This is a genomic window from Rhodococcus koreensis, assembly GCF_900105905.1.
GTDB classification, from domain to species: Bacteria; Actinomycetota; Actinomycetes; order Mycobacteriales; family Mycobacteriaceae; genus Rhodococcus_F; species Rhodococcus_F koreensis.
Genome location: NZ_FNSV01000005.1, coordinates 7,334,043 through 7,351,066 on the forward strand (window position 1 = coordinate 7,334,043; position 17,024 = coordinate 7,351,066).

Here is a 17,024-nt window from a genome sequence, read left to right on the forward strand (position 1 = left end):
CGGCACGCACAAGGGAGACGAACTATGGCCCAACGAACGTCGGAGGCGCAGTCGCACAGCGATGCCGTCCAGCGGGTGCAGGCGGCCCACAGCTTCGCCGTGCAGTTACCGATCCTCGGCAGGGTGCCGCTGCCACGTCCCGAGCAGCTGGCATTCTTCGCGGCGATCGGCCTGCTCGCCGCCGTCGAAATCATCGAATGGCCGGTTGCGCTGACCATCGCAGCAGGACACGTGCTGATCACCGATCAGCACAACCGGGCCGTCCAGGAGATCGGGGAGGCGCTGGAAGGCGTGTGACGCGGAATCCGGCTCAGGCGGGCGGGCAGGCCGGCGACGTCAACTGCGCGATCGCCACGATCGAGCAGGCCGTCGCCTTCGACAGTTTCCACGTCCCGTTCTCGCCGGGCACGAAGATGGCGGGCAGGGTGTTCTGCTGCACCTGGCCGTTGATCGTCAACTGCAGCTGCGCGCTGGCGCTGCCGTCGCCGTTGTCGATGACCGGGTCCAGCACCTGAACCTGCGCACCCGCCTGCTGAGCGGCGGCCGCGACCTGGTTGAACAGGTTCGGATCCTGCTCCGAACCCTCCACCATGGCGATCTTCTGGTCGAGCGGAGTGGCCGGGTCGAGGCCCTTCGCCAGCAGGGCGTTGAGGTCGGCGGCTGTCGGCAGAACGAGGTCGGCCGTCGTTTCGGTCGCCGACGTGGTGGTGGACGTGGTGGTCCCGCTCGAGCCGGACGACTCGTCGGAACCACAGGAGGACATCGTGAGGGCTGCGGCGATCGCTACCGCGGCAACCGTGATCTTGCGGATCGTCAACTCAGTTACCTCTTCGTATCTCGGTGCGCAGGTCGTTCGGTCTCACATCGAGTCTGAAGGTTTGCGGAGCGTCGCGCCGTCGAAGCCAGAGAATTCTCAGACTTCGCCCGAATTCATGCCGCCGTGCCGAACGCGCCGCGGTACGGCGTGGCGTGGCTCCACTGCAGGGCCGCAACGGTGACGTCGGACGCGGGAAGGTCGTCGTGATGGGTCTGGATGAACGCGATCAACGCGCGGGCGGTGCGGGCGAGGGCAACCTTGTGCTGCCGGGACGTCTCCGCGAGTTCGGTGAACGCGTCGTTCTCGGAGCAGCCGCGGAAGGCGATGAGGATGCCGACAGCGATGTCGACCGCCGTGCGGGTGGAGTAGCTGGGCGTCGTCATGAATGTTCTCCCAACCTGCGTCGGAACGGGTACCACTCCATCTTCCCGCACCGGGTACGACGTCGAAAGAGTTCGAATCGCCCGGTGTATTAGTCGTCCGAGTTCTTCACCGAGGTTTTCCCTTACGGTAGGGGCATGGCTACCGTCTGGACGATCCCGATCGACATCACTTCTCGCTGGCTCGACAATGCCGAGGTCCAGACCTTCCTCGCGTCCAACGACCTGGACAACGCGTCCCCCGACCCGCGGGTGCGGTTCGCGCAGTTCGCGGACGTCACGAAGTCCCTCGAACGGCACATCGGGCACACCTTCTCCTCCGTGCAGGGCGCCGCCACCGCACTGTTCGACGGCATCGACGGCGGTACTCCCGTCGCGTTGAAACTGGCGGCGCTGCGACTGATTCTGAGAGAGGTGTATCAGACCCGCCACGCGCCGAAGCCGTTTCCGAAGCGGGTGGGTGAGGAACTCGGCACCTACGTCTACGCGCTCCTCGATCCGCGCAACAGGTCGGTGTTCTACGTCGGCTCCGGGCGCGGCACCCGGGTGTACGGCTACGTGTGGGAGGCGTTGGCCGAGAACGAGCACCGGCAGACGCTCGAGGATCCGGAGACCGACAGCGCCGAGGTGAAGGCCGCGACGATCGCCCGCATCCGCGAGATCTACGACTCCGGCCACGAGGTCGAGCACTACATCGTGGCGCATCGGATCGCCGACACCGCCGACGTTGCCGACGCGGTGCGGGGCGGAGTCGTGGGAGCGCTGGGGCTCGTCGAGGGCGCCGAGCTCGGCAATCTCGCCGGCGGCGCGGGCGAGCATCGCGCGGTGCCCGTCGACGACCTCGTGTTGCAGTACGCAGCAGAACCCGTCCCGAACCTGCCGACCCCGTGCGTCGTCCTCGAGGTGCCCGCTGCGTCCCGGCGCGGCGTGACGCCGGAGGAGGTGTACGAACTGTCCCGCGGCGCGTGGGCGGCAGGCGCTGCCGTGCGCAACACCGACGACATCCCGGTGATCGTGTTCGCGGACAACATCGTTCGTGCCGCATACCGTGTCAAGTCGTGGTCGACGGTGGCACGACCCGGTGACGCGGCGCTGTGGCGGTTCACGGGCGAGTCCGACACCGAACTGGAGAGCCAATTCGTGAACAAGCGGATCGTCCCCGCCAAGGTCGGCCTGAAGAAGTGGCCCACCCACGGCTGGGTCCCGCACCTCACCCAGGCCCGCCCCGGCCGCTGACGTGAGCGGCAAAGCGTGCCCCGGCACACTTTGCCGCTCACGTACGGAGTGGCCTCCCGAGTCGGTGGGGTGTGGTAAGTCTGAGCCGACCGGAGTTGGGGAGCGAAGGGAGGCCACGTGCTCGTACTGCATCGCGCCGAGCGTTCCACCACTCTCGCGTCGGCTCTCGGCGACGTGCTCGCGACCCCGCTGTCCGATCCGTTCGCCCGTGAGGTCGTCGCCGTCCCGGCGAAGGGTGTCGAGCGCTGGCTCACCCAGCGACTCTCGACCGCGCTCGGTGCCCGGCCCGGCGTCGGCGACGGGGTCGCCGCGAACATCGACTTCCCGTCACCCGCCCGGCTCGTGGACGAGTGCCTCGCCGCCGCCACCGGAGTGTCCGCCGACGAAGACCCGTGGCATTCGTCCCGGGTGCTGTGGGCGCTGCTTCGTGTCGTCGACGACTGCCTCGGCGAGCCCTGGTGCGCCGTCCTCGCGAAACACCTCGGGCACGGCCGCCCCGACGGCGACCCGGACGATCACCGGCCCGGCAGGCGATACGCCACCGCCTCGCACCTGACCGAACTGTTCCGCAGTTACGCCGCGCAGCGGCCGGCTATGCTGGTCGACTGGGCGGCAGGCCGGGACACCGACGGTGCGGGCGGCCCACTCGACGACGACCTGCTCTGGCAAGCCGAATTGTGGCGGCGGCTGCGTGCGAGGATCGGCGGCCCCGCGCCCGCCGAGCGCCTCGACTCCGCGTGCGCCCGGTTGCGTGAGGAACCGGGCCGCGTCGAACTGCCCGGCAGGCTGTCGCTGTTCGGCCCGACCCGCCTCGCGACCGAGCAGATCGCCGTTCTCGCCGCCCTTTCCGTCAATCGTGATGTGCACCTGTGGCTTCCGCATCCGAGTCCCGCGTTGTGGTCGTCGTTGTCGACGGCGGACGGCGTCCTCGCGCGCGCCGACGACCATACCGCCCTGTCCGTCGCCCACCCGCTGCTGTCGAGCCTGGCGCGGGACGTCCGCGAACTCGAGTCGAGACTGACCCGCCTCGACGTCGAGGACCTCCACCACGCGGGACCCCCGCAGCCCGACTCTCTGCTGGGGTGCCTGCAGGCGGATGTCCGGGACGACCGGGCGCCGGCGCTCGCCGAGTGCACCGCCGACGCGTCCGTGCAGGTCCACGCGTGCCACGGGCCTGCCCGTCAGGTGGAGGTCCTGCGTGAATGCCTCCTGCATCTCTTCGAGGACGATCCGACTCTCGAACCGCGTGACGTGCTCGTCATGTGCCCCGACGTCGAGTCGTATGCGCCGCTGATCCGGGCCGCGTTCGGGCAGGACGTGCTCGGGCACCCCGGTCACCGTCTGCGGGTCCGCCTCGCTGATCGGGCCCTGCACCAGACCAACCCGGTGCTCGCCGTGGTGTCCGGCCTCCTCGAACTCGCCGACGCGAGGGTGACGGCGAGTCAGATTCTGGACCTGTCGGCGGCCGCCCCGGTGCGCAGGCGGTTCCGGTTCGGCGACGACGACCTCGAACGGATCCGGGAGTGGGCGTCCGCGACGGGTGCTCGCTGGGGAATCGGGCCGCGACAGCGTGCGGCGTTCGGTCTCGGTGACTTCCCTCAGAACACGTTCACCACCGCACTCGACCGCATCCTGCTCGGCGCCGCGGCAGACGAGTCCGCGGGCGAATGGCTCGCTCTGGCTCTTCCGCTCGACGACGTCGACAGCAACGACATCGACCTCACCGGGAGGCTGGCCGAGTTCGTCGACCGCCTCGACGTCGCGCTGCGCGGGCTCGCCGGGCCGCAGTCGGTCGCGGACTGGTCGAGCGCGCTCACCCGGGCGCTGGACCTGCTCGTCGACGTCGGCGCCGCCGACACGTGGCAACTGGCGCAGGCCGGAAGGGAACTGGGGGCGGCGACGGAGCACGGCGGCGACACGGTCCTGCGACTGTCGGACGTGCGCGCCATGCTCGCCACCCGGCTCGCGGGACGACCCACCCGCGCGAATTTCCGCACCGGGGAGCTGACGGTGTGCACGATGGTGCCGATGCGCTCGGTGCCGCACCGCGTCGTCGTCCTCCTGGGGCTCGACGACGAGGTGTTCCCGCGGGGCGTGAGTGTGGACGGAGACGACGTGCTGGCCCGAAATCCTCTTCTCGGCGAACGTGATCCGCGCAGCGAGGACAGGCAGTTGCTGCTCGACGCCGTCATGTCCGCCAGTGAGAAGCTCCTGCTGTTCTACACGGGCGCCGACCCCGTCACCGGCATGTCCCGGCCTCCTGCGATCCCGCTGTCCGAACTGCTCGACGCGGTCGCGGCCACCGTCGGGAGCGATGCCCTCCCCGGCATCGTGACCCGGCATCCGTTGCAGCCGTTCGACGCCCGCAACTTCCGGCCCGAGCGTCCGTTCAGTTTCGACCGGGCGGCGCTGGCCGGTGCCCGCGCCGCGCAGCACCCACCCGAACCGGAACCCGCGTTCCTGCGGTCGCCGCTGGTGCCGCCGACGCCGGGGGACGTCGATCTCGCGGAACTCGTCGCGTTCCTGGTGCACCCGACGCAGGCGTTCCTGCGGCAACGGCTCGGGTTGCGGGTCCCCGACGTGGACGAGGACCTCGCCGACGCATTGGACGTGGCGCCCGATCCGCTCGCCCGCTGGGACCTCGGCCAGAGGATGCTCGTCGCGCGACTGTCGGGAACCGAACCGGCCGACTTCCGCGCCGCCGAGTGGCGCCGGGGCACGTTGCCGCCGTTCAAGTTGGGGGAGGCGGTGCTCGGCGACATCGAGCACGCGGTCGAATCGCTCGTCGCGGTCAGCGGGTCCGTACACGTCGGACGCGCGGAGACCGTCGACGTCGACGTCGATCTCGGCAACGGACGGCGCCTCACCGGCACCGTGGGTGGTGTGCACGGATCGGTGATCGCGAGCACCACGTATTCGAGACTGGGTCCGAAACACCGCCTCACCGCGTGGGCCCAGTTGCTGGCGGTCGCGGCCTCCGACCGCGACGGCGACACCGGCTGGACGGCCGTGACGACCGGCCGCGGCTCGTACAGCCGCCCGGCGTGGCGCTCGACCCTGACGGCGCCGGAGAACGCGCTGGAGGAACTCGTGCGACTGGTCGAACTGCGCGATCTCGGGTTGCACGCGCCGTTGCCGATCGCCACGGGCGCGTCGGCTGCCTACGCCGAGCGACGGCACGGCGGCAGCAGCATGGAGGACGCGATCGAGGCGGCCCGGAAGGAATGGAGCAGTGATTTCGGTGACGCACGCGACCGCCACATCACGTACGTGTACGGGGCTTCGCCCGGCATCGACGTCCTCGGCGACGCGGTGACGATCGAGAACTACGCCCGGCAACTGTGGGCGCCGCTGCTCGCTGCCGAGACGGTGGCGCAGCCGTGACCGGCGCGCGAGGCTTCGACCTGCTCGGTCCGCTGCCGGAGGGCACGACGGTGCTCGAGGCGAGCGCCGGGACCGGCAAGACGTACGCGATTGTCGGGCTGGCCGCCCGCTTCGTCGCCGAGGGCGGTGTCGACCTGTCGCAGTTGTTGCTGGTGACGTTCAGCCGCGCGGCGACGCAGGAATTGCGGCAACGCACCCGTGAGCGATTCGGTTCCGCCGCAGCCGCATTGGCCGACCCCGCGACCGCGCGGCTGAGCGCGGACCACGTGATCCGGCACCTCGCCGAGGCCGAAGCCGACGAGGTGACGCTGCGGCGCAGGCGCCTGCTGCAGGCACTGTCGGATTTCGACGCCGCCACCATCGTCACCACCCACAGCTTCTGCCAGCGCATGCTCGACGGCCTCGGGATCGCGGGCGAACGCGACCCCGACACGGTGCTCGTCGAGGCCGCCGACGACCTCACGACGGAGGTGATCGCCGACCTGTACCTCCGGGCGTACGGCCGCGCCGACTCCGCCCCGTTCACACCCGCCGAGGCCACCGCCGCCGCCCGCGCCGCCATCTTCGACCCGCAGGCCGTGCTCGCCCCGGAAGATGCGCGGGGTACCCCAGCCGGAGATCGGGTCGCGTTCGCCGAGGCGGTCCGCGCCGAAGTCGAGCGACGCAAACGCGCGGTGGGGTTGCGTGACTTCGACGATCTCCCGATGCTCCTCCACCGCGTCCTCAGCGATCCCGAGCACGGTGCGGCGGCCTGCAGGCGGGTCCGCGAACGCTATAGCGTCGTGCTCGTCGACGAGTTCCAGGACACCGACCCCCTGCAATGGGACATCCTGCGCCGAACGTTCCACGACAGCGGAACGCTGGTGCTCGTCGGCGACCCGAAGCAGGCGATCTACGCGTTCCGCGGCGCCGAGGTGCTCAGCTACCTGGATGCGGTGCGCTCCGCCGACCGGCACCAGGAATTGACCACCAACTGGCGAAGCGATCAGGAACTCCTCGACGGCCTCGAGTATCTGCACAGCGGCGCCGCACTCGGGCATCCCGAGATCGTGGTGCACCGCGTCGACGGTGCGAGGCCGAAGTCGCGCCTCACGGGCTCTGTGCCACTGCGACTGCGCTACCTGCCGCGGACCGGCGCCGGGCCGATCAACAAGTCGGGATACCCGGCGGTGGGGCCGCTCCGGAAGAAGATCGCCGCAGACCTCGCCGCCGACATCGTGGCCCTCCTCGACGGCGGCGCGACACTCGACGCCGGGGGGAGCGTCCGACGCGTCGAGCCCGGCGACATCGCGGTCCTGGTGCGCACCAACGCCCAGATCACCCTGGTCCACGACGCCCTCGACCGCGCCGGGGTGCCGTCCGTGCTCGCCGGCGGGGCCAGCGTCTTTACCACTCCCGCTGCGCAGCACTGGCTCTGGATCCTGCAGGCCATCGAGCAGCCGCACCGCGCCGACCGGGTGCGGCTGGCCGCGCTCACCCCACTGCTCGGCCACACGGCCGAGGAACTCGACGCCCGCGGCGACGACATCGTCGCGGAGGTCGGCGGTCAGCTGAGGGAACTCGGCTCGGTGTTCGCGCAGTCCGGTTTCGCGGCCCTGTTCGAACGATTGTCCGCGGTCGGCGCGCTGGAGGCGAGACTGCTCCGGCTGGCGGCGGGCGAGCGGGCGCTGACCGATCTGCGGCACGTGGCGCAGTTGCTCAACGGTGCCGCCGTCGAGCAGTCGCTCGGCCTGACGGCGGTCACCCGCTGGCTCACCGAACGCATGAAGGATCCGACCTCGGGCGGGGTGGACCGCAGCCGGCGGCTCGACAGCGACGCCGCGGCGGTGCAGATCGCGACCGTCCACGCCAGCAAGGGCCTCGAATTCCCGCTCGTCTACCTGCCGTACGCGTGGGACGCCGCCACGATCTCGAAACCGAGCAAACTGCTGCTGCACGACGACAACGGCCGACGCGTCCTCGATGTCGGCGGCCCCGGCAGCCCCGGCTACGCCGACCGCAGGAACCGGCACGACGCCGAAGAGGCGGGGGAGGAGTTGCGGCTGCTGTACGTCGCGGTCACCCGGGCGATGTGCGGGCTCGTGATGTGGTGGGCGCCGGCGTTCACGACGGCGGGCGCGCCGCTGCACCGGATGATCCTGGGTCGGCAGCCCGGGCAGCGGGACGTCCCGCAGAAGGTCACCGTCCCCGAGGATCCCATTGTCGCGGAACGGTTGTCCGCCTGGGGCACGGCGGCGCCGGAGACGGTGACCGTCGAGGCGGTGGGTTCCGAACCCATCCCGCGGGTCGGCTGGACACCGCAGCGTGAGCCCAGCGGCGACCTGGAGGCCGCGAGGTTCCGTCGGCTGCTGGACACGCGGTGGCGTCGCACGTCGTATTCGGCGCTGACGGCGTCCGCACACGACGCGCCTGCCGTCGGCAGTGAAGCGGAGGTCGAGGAGAAGACGGACGAGCCGGACGAACCGCCACTGCTCGCGCCGGACGACGTCACCGCGGGATTGCCGTCGACGATGAACGAACTGCCGGGTGGCGCGACATTCGGCACGCTCGTCCACGCCGTCTTCGAGATCGTCGACACCGCGGCACCCGATCTGGAGGACGAAGTCCTGCGGTGCTGCCGCGATGTGATCGCGTCGACCCTGTCGGAGGTCGATCCGGCCCAGCTCGGCGCGGCGCTGGTACCGGTGCTGCGCACTCCGCTCGGCGCGGGGGCACTCGCCGACCTGGCACCCGCAGACCTGCTGGCGGAACTCGACTTCGAACTGCCCCTCGCCGGCGGCGACACGCCGTCGCTCACCGTGATGCTCGACGGCGTCGGCAGATTGCTGCGCACCCACCTTCCCGACGACGACCCACTCCGGTCGTACGCCGACGCCGTGCAGACACTCGAATCGACCCCGCTGCGCGGATACCTCACCGGCAGCATCGACGCGGTGCTGCGACTGCCCGGACCGCGGTACGTCGTGGTCGACTACAAGACCAACCGTCTCGCGCAGGGCGACCTGACCACCGCGCACTACACCCGCGAGAGGATGGCCGCGGAAATGCTGCGGGCGCACTATCCACTGCAGGCCCTGCTGTATTCCGTTGCGCTGCATCGCTACCTGCGCTGGCGGCAGCCGAACTACGATCCGGCGGTGCACCTCGGCGGTGTGCAGTACCTGTTCGTCCGCGGGATGGTCGGGCCCGGCACGCCACCGGGCTGCGGAGTCTTCGACTGGGCACCGCCCGCCGCGCTGATCACCGAGCTGTCCGACCTGCTGTCCGGGTCGGCCTCCACGCCGGAGGCGGCGCGATGACCGACGTGCAGGTGGCGCAGCGCGGCAAGGGCATGCTGCGGATCTTCAACGAGGCCGGGGTCCTGGCCGCCGCGGACGTGCACGTCGCGCTGCGGTTGTCGGCGCTCGGCGGCGAATCCTCGGAAGACGTCGTGCTGGCGACGGCGCTGGCGGTGCGTGCGGTCCGGTCCGGTTCGGTGTGCCTGGACCTGACGCGGTTCCGGGAAGTCACCGTCGACGAGGTATCCGAGGTCGATCTCGACGCCCTGCCCTGGCCGGACGACGACACCGTCGTCGCGGCACTGCGCCGGAGCCCGCTGGTCACGGGTGGTCCCGCGGGACCGCTCCGACCGCTGCGGCTCGTCGACACGGCCGAGGGCGGGCTGCTCTACCTCGACCGGTACTTCCGGCAGGAGGCGACCATCCGGCGGGTTCTCGACCAGCGCGCCGTTGGGTATCCCGTCGTCGACGAGCAGTCGCTGCGGGACGGGCTGGACGCGTTGTTCCGCGACCAGCACGACGACACGGCGCCGGCTCCGTCGCCGGATCGGCAACGGATCGCGGCCGCGGTCGCGGCCACGCAGTGGACGTCGGTGGTGGTCGGCGGACCCGGAACGGGCAAGACCCACACCGTCGCCCGGGTGCTGGCGTTGCTGACCAGGCAGCCCGGGCCGGGACGGCGTATCGCGCTCGCCGCACCCACCGGGAAGGCCGCGGCGCGGTTGCAGGAATCGGTGCGCGAGCAGGCCGACGCACTCGGATTGCCGCGCGAACTGAAAGCGATGACGCTGCATCGGCTGCTGGGCTGGCAGCGTGGACGCGGCAGCCGCTTCCGTTACAACGCGAACAACCACCTGCCCTACGACGTGATCGTGGTCGACGAGACGTCGATGGTGTCGCTGACGATGATGTGCCGGCTCCTCGAGGCCGTCCGCCCGGACACACAGTTGGTGCTCGTCGGGGACCCGGATCAGCTGACGTCCGTCGACGCGGGCGCGGTCCTGGCCGATCTCGTCGCCCGGCCGGTGTCGGGCACCGAGAATCCGGTGCTCGCCAGGATCGTCGGCGACGACCTCGACGCCGCCGACGATCCACTCGAAGCCGCCCTGAGTGCGGGCGAACGGGACAGGTTGCGGGGCGGAGTGGTCCGGCTCAGCCGCGGGCGGCGCTTCGGCGGCGCTATTGCCCAGCTTGCCGTCGCGGTGCGGGATGGCGAGCCGGACGAGGTCGTGGAGATCCTGTCGCGCGGTGCCCCGGAGGTGTCGTTCCATGGTCCCGAAGATCTGGACGCACTGCGGACGGACGTGGTGGCGACGGCTGCCGCGGTCACGGGGTCCGCGGAATCCGGCGATGTCATTGCTGCACTGCAGCATTCGGAGAAACACCGGCTGTTGTGCGCACACCGGGAAGGTCCGTACGGCGTGCAGCGGTGGGCGCGGCAGGCGATGGAGTGGATCGGGGAGTCGACGGGGCAGCGACTGGACCCGGATCGCTGGTATCCGGGCCAGCCGCTGATGGTGACCGCCAATGATCACGAAACGAAGATCTACAACGGCGACACCGGGGTGATCGTGCGTCGGGACGACGATGAGCTGTTCGCCGCATTCGTTCGGGGCAGCGAACCGTTCCTGTTGCATCCGACGCATCTGTCCGCGGTGCTGACGGTGTACGCGATGACGATTCACCGCAGCCAGGGCAGCCAGTACGACACCGTGACCGTGGTGCTGCCCGGCGCGGCGTCGTCGCTGCTGACCCGCGAATTGCTGTACACCGCGATCACCCGTGCGCGAAAGCACGTGCGGATCATCGGGACCGAGGATGCGGTGCGGGCGGGAGTGCAGCGCCGGGTGCTGCGAGCGAGTGGGCTGCGGAGGGCGATTCCGTAGCCCGGCCCCGCACGGACGGGATCACGACGGCGACGGTCGCCGACAGGAACACGACCTGCAGAAGTGTGCGGGGGATCAGCGCTTCCAACGGTCCCGTCGACAGTCCTTCCGCGGCGGCGTACACGTTCGCCGGGAACATCAGGATCAGCAGGGCGGTGAGGCACCCGGCTGCCCACGGCGCGGTGCGCCGGATCAGCAGTCCCGCGGCGCCGGCCAGTTCGAGCAGACCGGTCAGGGTCACCAGCAGGCCCGGGTTCGGCAGGGACGGCGGAACCATGGCGACGAGTTCCGCACGCAGTCCGAAGAAGTGGGCCATCCCGGTCAGTGTGAACATGGCCGCGAGCCCACCCCGCAGGGCGACAGGCCACGGCCGGAACCGGCGCACACCGGCCGCGCCCGCGGCGAGCAGTGCCAGAGTGACGGCGACGAGGGCGATCAAGGGTTCCATGCCAGTCTCCTGAGTCGATCAGTGTTCGTGGGTGTGACCGCTGCGCAACAGGCGGTCGCGGGCGGCGCTGAACTTCCGTGCGACGGGCACACGGGTGGTGGCCCGGGCCAGGCCCATCACCGGTGTGCCGACGTAGATCGACTCGGCGCGGTCCACCGGATAGGTCTCGTGCCAGACGCCGACGGCACCGGGCGCCTTGCGGGCCCGCCGGTTGAACGCGGCCCAGGCCGGGCGGTGCTTCGCCTCACTGTCACTGGCGTAGGCGTACAACTTGTCGACGGAGTTCCAGTACTGAATCACCGTCGGTCCGCGCCCCTCGAATGTCAGACGGTAACCCAGCAGACCCGAATCGGGGTCCTCCGAGAGTTCGCGCAGCATCTTCGGCATCGCGACGAGAGTGGGCAACCACAGGTCGGGCCGCCACGGCCGGTTGATGGTCATCCCGATCAGGAAGACCACCAGTTCGCCGTCGTAGTGGTGCGTCGAACGGGTGGGTTCGATCGTCGTCATCTGGCGCCTCCCAAGGTTGGATATTGGAACTATCTAATAATGGATAGTGTCAGTATCCAATGTCAAGGGTGCGGGCACACGAAAACCCGGACCGCGCAGAGCGCGACCCGGGTGGATGGTGCGGAGTGGATTACGGCAACGGGACCTGCGGTGTCACCGGCACGACCGCGGCGAGCGCGCGCTCGTGGGCGTCGGTGGACCATTCGGGTTCGGTCGTGATGTTCAGGTCCCCGACGATCGTGCCGAAGAGGTCGATGTCCGTGCTGTACAGGATCACCGCGTTGCGCTGCGAGTCCGTGAAGTTCGTGCCGGTGATGTTCGCGTCACTCAGGTCGGCGTGCGACAGATCCGCGGCCGCGAAGTTGGTGCCGGTGAGATTCGCCCGCTTCAAGTTCGCGCCCGCCAGGTCGGCGAAGCTCAGGTTCAGGCCCGCCAGGTTCGCGGAACTCAGATCGGCGCCCGGGCAGGTCGTGCGGTCCTCGGGGCTCGGATTCGCCACGATCCTGCAGCCGTTGATCTCGGTGAGAACGTCCGCCCCGGCCGTGCCTGCGCCCGCAGAAAGTGTGGCACCTCCGGCCAGCGCGACCGCGCCCAGTGCCCTGAAATATGTCCTGCCCATGCCGGACCGCCCCCTCGCGTAGAACCTCAACCGTCATCGCCGAACTTAGTGCCGTCCGCCCTGCGCCGCTTGGGAACGGTGACACCTGCACGTCGTGCCTCGTGCGACGCAGACGCACCCATTCTCGGTAGCCGCACCCGTTCTGGGGCTCGAAAAGGGGTGCGTCTGCGCAGAAGGGGTGCGCCTGCGGGTGCAGAAGTCGACGATTGAGGATCCCTCACGATTTGGACCGGAGTGTGGCGCGGGCCGGGGGCGTCCGTCGGATTTGCACGTCGGGGAAGGTGGGGATCTCGAATCGGGTGTGGGTGAAGGGTTCGGTGCAGACGCGCTGGGCGTGTGCCGCGATCTCGCCGAGGGTGGTCACCCACATTCCGTCCATTGCCTTGACGTTCTCGACGAGCCGTTCCAGTGCTGCTGCTTTGGAGGGCCGTCCGGAGATGAACGGGTGGTTCGTGAGGACGAAGCACCCGCCTTCGGCGTGCTGGGCCTCCGCTTCCAGGGTCCACATCTCGAGGACCTTGGCGGGACTTTCGATGACGCCGCTGCCGGTGACACCCGGGTAGAACGCGTATTGTTCCCAGTCGTCGAGTGCCCAGTCGACGGGAATTTCGATCAGGGTCCGTCCCGATTCCGGGCTGGTCGCCATCAGGTAGGGTTCGTCGCCGTCGAGCAGGCTGGAGTCGTAGACGAAACCTCGTTCGGCGAGGAGTTCGGGTGTGTGCCAGTTCATTTCCCACCAGGGTGCGCGATAGCCGACGGGGCGGATGCCCGCGACCTCTTCGAGCGCGTCGAGTCCCCGGTCGAGGTAGCGTGCCTCGGTGGCCGCGTCGAGGCCCTTCATGGGTTCGTGCAGATACCCGTGGTGTCCGACCTCGTGGCCGCCGTCGATGATGGCGCGAACCGTGTCGGGATAACACTCGGCGGTGAATCCCGGCACGAAGAACGTCGCATGCACGCCCTGGCGCTCGAGCAGTCGCAGAATGCGGGGGACGCCGACGCGGGGCCCGTAGGACTGGTGGCTCATCAGCGACATTCGGTTCGCCGAGGTGGGATCGTGGGCGAGGACGCAGGATTCGGCATCGACGTCGAAAGTGAAGGCGGCGGCTGCGGTGTGGCCCTGCGGCCATGTGAAGTCGTTGTTCACGAGTGCTCCTGGTGTTAGGGGGTCAGTTGCCGGTGAGGACGTCGAGGGAGTCGGTGGTCGCGGCCGATCGTGTCGGGGATTGACCGGTGATGCGGTAAGGGCGGTGCGCGCGGGGGCCGAGGACTGCGTAGAGGGCGGCGGCGACTCCGCCACCTGCCAGCCAGGACAGGTCGAGCCCGCCGAGGGCGCGTGCCACGAAGCCCTGTGTGAGGCTCGTGGCGCCGTACATGAACAGCCACGTCGCGGCGATTCCGGCGACGAAGCATCCCATCGTGGTCCAGTTGACGTCGGGCAGTCGGCGAGATCCGATCGGGTCGAAGAGCCGGCGTGCGTCGATCTGTCGTTTCTCGACCCGGAAGTAGTGGACGAGCATGATGCCTGCCCAGCTCGCGATCCAGGCCACGATCGCCGCCAGCCACGTCTCCAGCACGGTGGCCAGGCTCGATTGGAAGATGAAGAAGACGACCACGACCAGGGCGAACATGCCGACCAGCAGGTTCAGCTTCCGGCGGTGCACCTTGATGTCGAGGGCCTGCGCGGCGACCGAGAACGTGTAGATGTTGAGGATGTTGGTGGCGATCGGCCCGTGAATGACGAGGAACAGCACCGGCAGCGCCAGCGCGCCGAAGTTCGACACGATCAGGTCACCCGGATCCACGGAACCGTTGGTCGTGGCGAGGCTCGCGCCGAGCACTCCGAGCCACACTACGGGAACGAACTGACCGAGGGTGCTGGTCAGGTACAGCTTGCGCCGCGACACCGTCCGGCTCACGAACCGTGAGTAGTCGCAGGCGTAGGTGAACCATGTGATTCCCCAGCCGATTCCGATCACGGTCATCACCGTCGACATGGCCGCGATCCGGGTGCCGCCGTGCAGGACTTCACCGGTGGGCCCGGCATACGACCAGTCGATGTCGAGGTGGAACCAGGCGACGACGGACATCAGAACCAGTACCGCCAGCGTCGGGGGAACGGTCCAGCGCTCGAATGCGGCGATGACGCGGTACCCGAACCATGCGATGGTCACCTGGATCGTCATGATGACCGCTCCGACGAGGACCTTCGCTGCCAGGTTCCGCTCGTGCGGGTCGACGAGATCCAACTTGCCGAGCAGTGCCATGACCAGGTCGAGGACGATCCAGGTGTTCACGGCGCACCACCCGACGGCCAGGCAGGCCTGGATTGCGGCCGGCAGATACGCGCCGCGCCGGCCGAACGCCGCCCGCGACAACACCATGCCGGTGACGCCGGTACGCTGGCCGATGAGAACGAAAACGCCGAAAAGTGCCATGCCGACGATGTTTCCGGCGACAAGAACGATGAGCGTGTCGCGGAGACCGAGTCCGAGACCGATGCCGAGAGCGCCGAGAACCCAGTTGATGGGCGCGATATTCGCCCCCGCCCAGATCCAGAACTGGCCGGAGACACGCGTCGTGCGTGCTTCCTCGGGGATGGGTTGCAGTACTTCTTCGAAGTCGTGGATGTGAGGACTGTCGGTGGGAATGTTCTTGACCATCGGACTCCCTTTGTGAGGCCATGTGGGCTTCCCATCTTCCGGTGCGTGACCCACATCACACCATTTACACTTTGCCAATAAAATCGGGTTGTCAACGAACGGAATGTCATGCCGCTGTCGTTAGCCGACGTCCTCGCACACCCGAGCCTGGCTGCCGGACGCCCCGTCGTTCGCGTCGGCGCCCAGCTGCTGACGCAACCGGTGCGCTGGGTGCATTCGAGCGAAGTCATCGACATCGCGCACCTTCTTCGCGGCGGCGAACTGCTGCTGACCGCAGGGTTCGCGCTCGCGTCCGCCGATCCGGACCGATTGCGGCGGTACGTGCGTGAATTGTCGGCTCGCCGCGTCGCCGGAGTGGCCATCGAGACCGGGACGCAACTGCCGCGGATCCCCGCAGAACTGATCGAGGAGGCGTCGGCGGCGGGGTTGCCGGTGGTGGAGTTGCGGGGGGTCGTGCCGTTCGTCGAGGTGGCCGAGGCGATCAACGGCCTGCTGGTCAACGAATCGGTGCAGCGACTGCGTCGTGGTGACGCCGTCGCGCACGCGTTGTCGGAGGAACTGGCGCGCGGTGGCGGTCCCGACGAGTTGCTTGCGGTGCTCGCGCGACTCCTGCCCGGCGACGTGACCCTGCTCGACGCGGCCGGCGACGTGATCGCGGCCCTCGGGAACGAGATCGCCGCTCCCGCTGCAGATTCGGGGCTGTTCTCGGTACCGGTGGCGGTTCAAGGTGTCGGCGTCGCGACGCTCGTGGTGTCTCCGGACGACCCGGCCGATCACGTCACCGCGGAGGCGATCGTCGAGCGAGCGCCGGCAGCGCTGGCGATCTCGCTCCTGCGATCCTTTCCGCCGTCGGCCGCGGTCCGTGCCGCGCAGGCGTTGCTGCGGATCGCCGGCCAGCCGAATCCTGCGCCCGAGCGTCTCGTTGCGGCGGCCCGCGCGGCGGGGCTGGCCGACGGGGTGTCGTACGTCGGGGTCGTCGGCCGTTCGGTCGACGGTCCGGTGGCTCTCGCCGCTGTCGATGCGACGCTGCATCGGTACTCGGCCGGAACGGTGTCGTCCGTGGCCGGCGACGAGTTGCACGCGATCGTCGTTGTCCGGGCCGACGACCGGTCCGGGTCGTGCGCTGCGCTGGTCGCGTCGTTGCGCACGACGTCCCGGGCGGAGCAGGCCCGGGTGGCGGTGGGGCCGGTGGTCACCGGTCTGACCGGATTGCCCGGGACGCTGGCGGAGGCGCGGTTCGTGCTCGACCTCGCGGGCGATCTGGGCATCGCCGACACCGCGGTGGTCGCCGCGGACCTCGTTCTCGAACGCCTGGTCCGGCGGATCGACGATCCTGCGTTGCTGGCCGCGTTCGTCCGGGAAGTTCTCGGGCCGCTGCTCGTGGTGGGTGTGGAACGTGGTCGCCGCCTGATCGACACGTTGGACGTCTACCTGCAGTGCGGGTGCAACAAGACCGAGGCGGCGGCCCGGCTGCACGTGCAGCGCCAGACGCTGTACCAGCGGCTCGAGCAGATCTTCGCGCTGCTCGGCGAGGATCCGACGGGTTCGCCGCGGCTCGCTGCCCTGCACCTCGCGACGCGCCTCTACCTCGGTGGTGTGGTCGACTCGAACTGACAGTCTGCGGGGTTGCGGAACCCACGCAGCGGATCGCCTGTTGCAACAGGGTTGCATTCTCGTGAACTTCACCGGGAATCGCGCACGGAGGTGGCTCGATCTCCGATTTGACGTGTTTACTGCGGTTTCAGGTCCGATTCATCCTCGGCAACCCCGATTCGATTGCAATGGCGACGTGATCCGTTGACATGT

Annotated in this window: 13 protein-coding genes; 6 read left to right on the forward strand and 7 right to left on the reverse strand. The window is 69.2% G+C overall.

The window, feature by feature from the left end; genetic code table 11:
• The first annotated feature begins 24 nt into the window (after positions 1 to 24).
• Positions 25 to 297, forward strand: coding sequence for a hypothetical protein (locus BLV94_RS37980; RefSeq protein WP_072940334.1), 273 nt, complete (start codon positions 25 to 27; stop codon positions 295 to 297).
• Positions 298 to 310: 13 nt separating this feature from the next.
• Here BLV94_RS37980 and BLV94_RS37985 read toward each other — a convergent pair whose 3' ends face one another.
• Together BLV94_RS37985 and BLV94_RS37990 are read right to left on the reverse strand one after the other, a co-directional pair.
• Complete coding sequence (locus tag BLV94_RS37985) at positions 311 to 817, reverse strand: WKL family lipoprotein (RefSeq protein WP_072940337.1); 507 nt, start codon at positions 815 to 817, stop codon at positions 311 to 313.
• A 113-nt stretch (positions 818 to 930) separates the two neighbouring features.
• Positions 931 to 1,200, reverse strand: a complete 270-nt coding sequence (locus BLV94_RS37990) for an ANTAR domain-containing protein (protein WP_072940340.1) — start codon at positions 1,198 to 1,200, stop codon at positions 931 to 933.
• A gap of 135 nt (positions 1,201 to 1,335) precedes the next feature.
• Between BLV94_RS37990 and BLV94_RS37995 the strand changes: the two genes are divergently transcribed.
• The 4 genes from BLV94_RS37995 to recD all read left to right on the forward strand — a co-directional run bounded on the left by BLV94_RS37995 (position 1,336) and on the right by recD (position 10,981).
• Positions 1,336 to 2,433, forward strand: a complete 1,098-nt coding sequence (locus BLV94_RS37995) for a GIY-YIG nuclease family protein (protein WP_072940342.1) — start codon at positions 1,336 to 1,338, stop codon at positions 2,431 to 2,433.
• Positions 2,434 to 2,550: 117 nt separating this feature from the next.
• A complete protein-coding gene (recC, locus tag BLV94_RS38000; protein ID WP_072940345.1) occupies positions 2,551 to 5,817 on the forward strand; it encodes an exodeoxyribonuclease V subunit gamma in 3,267 nt (1,088 codons plus the stop codon).
• Positions 5,775 to 9,116 (forward strand): UvrD-helicase domain-containing protein, encoded by a 3,342-nt coding sequence (locus BLV94_RS38005; RefSeq protein WP_072940347.1) that lies wholly within the window; start codon positions 5,775 to 5,777, stop codon positions 9,114 to 9,116. The genes recC and BLV94_RS38005 overlap by 43 nt, the downstream gene beginning before the upstream one ends.
• Entirely contained in the window at positions 9,113 to 10,981 is a 1,869-nt protein-coding gene (gene recD, locus BLV94_RS38010) for an exodeoxyribonuclease V subunit alpha (RefSeq protein WP_072940349.1), read from the forward strand. The genes BLV94_RS38005 and recD overlap by 4 nt, the downstream gene beginning before the upstream one ends.
• Here recD and BLV94_RS38015 read toward each other — a convergent pair.
• The 5 genes from BLV94_RS38015 to BLV94_RS38035 all read right to left on the reverse strand — a co-directional run bounded on the left by BLV94_RS38015 (position 10,899) and on the right by BLV94_RS38035 (position 15,218).
• Complete coding sequence (locus tag BLV94_RS38015; protein WP_072940351.1) at positions 10,899 to 11,429, reverse strand: DoxX family protein; 531 nt, start codon at positions 11,427 to 11,429, stop codon at positions 10,899 to 10,901. The genes recD and BLV94_RS38015 overlap by 83 nt on opposite strands.
• 18 nt (positions 11,430 to 11,447) lie before the next feature.
• Entirely contained in the window at positions 11,448 to 11,939 is a 492-nt protein-coding gene (locus tag BLV94_RS38020; protein WP_072940352.1) for a DUF4188 domain-containing protein, read from the reverse strand.
• 130 nt (positions 11,940 to 12,069) lie between these two features.
• Complete coding sequence (locus BLV94_RS38025) at positions 12,070 to 12,558, reverse strand: pentapeptide repeat-containing protein (protein WP_072940353.1); 489 nt, start codon at positions 12,556 to 12,558, stop codon at positions 12,070 to 12,072.
• Positions 12,559 to 12,775: 217 nt separating this feature from the next.
• The gene (locus tag BLV94_RS38030) at positions 12,776 to 13,702 is read right to left on the reverse strand and encodes a polysaccharide deacetylase family protein (RefSeq protein ID WP_072940355.1); all 927 of its coding nucleotides are present in this window, start codon (positions 13,700 to 13,702) and stop codon (positions 12,776 to 12,778) included.
• 22 nt (positions 13,703 to 13,724) lie between these two features.
• Positions 13,725 to 15,218, reverse strand: a complete 1,494-nt coding sequence (locus BLV94_RS38035) for a purine-cytosine permease family protein (RefSeq protein ID WP_072940356.1) — start codon at positions 15,216 to 15,218, stop codon at positions 13,725 to 13,727.
• Positions 15,219 to 15,326: 108 nt separating this feature from the next.
• Between BLV94_RS38035 and BLV94_RS38040 the strand changes: the two genes are divergently transcribed.
• Positions 15,327 to 16,832 carry a PucR family transcriptional regulator gene (locus BLV94_RS38040; RefSeq protein WP_072940357.1) on the forward strand — a complete coding sequence of 502 codons (1,506 nt, stop codon included), beginning with the start codon at positions 15,327 to 15,329 and terminating at the stop codon, positions 16,830 to 16,832.
• Positions 16,833 to 17,024: the final 192 nt, after the last annotated feature.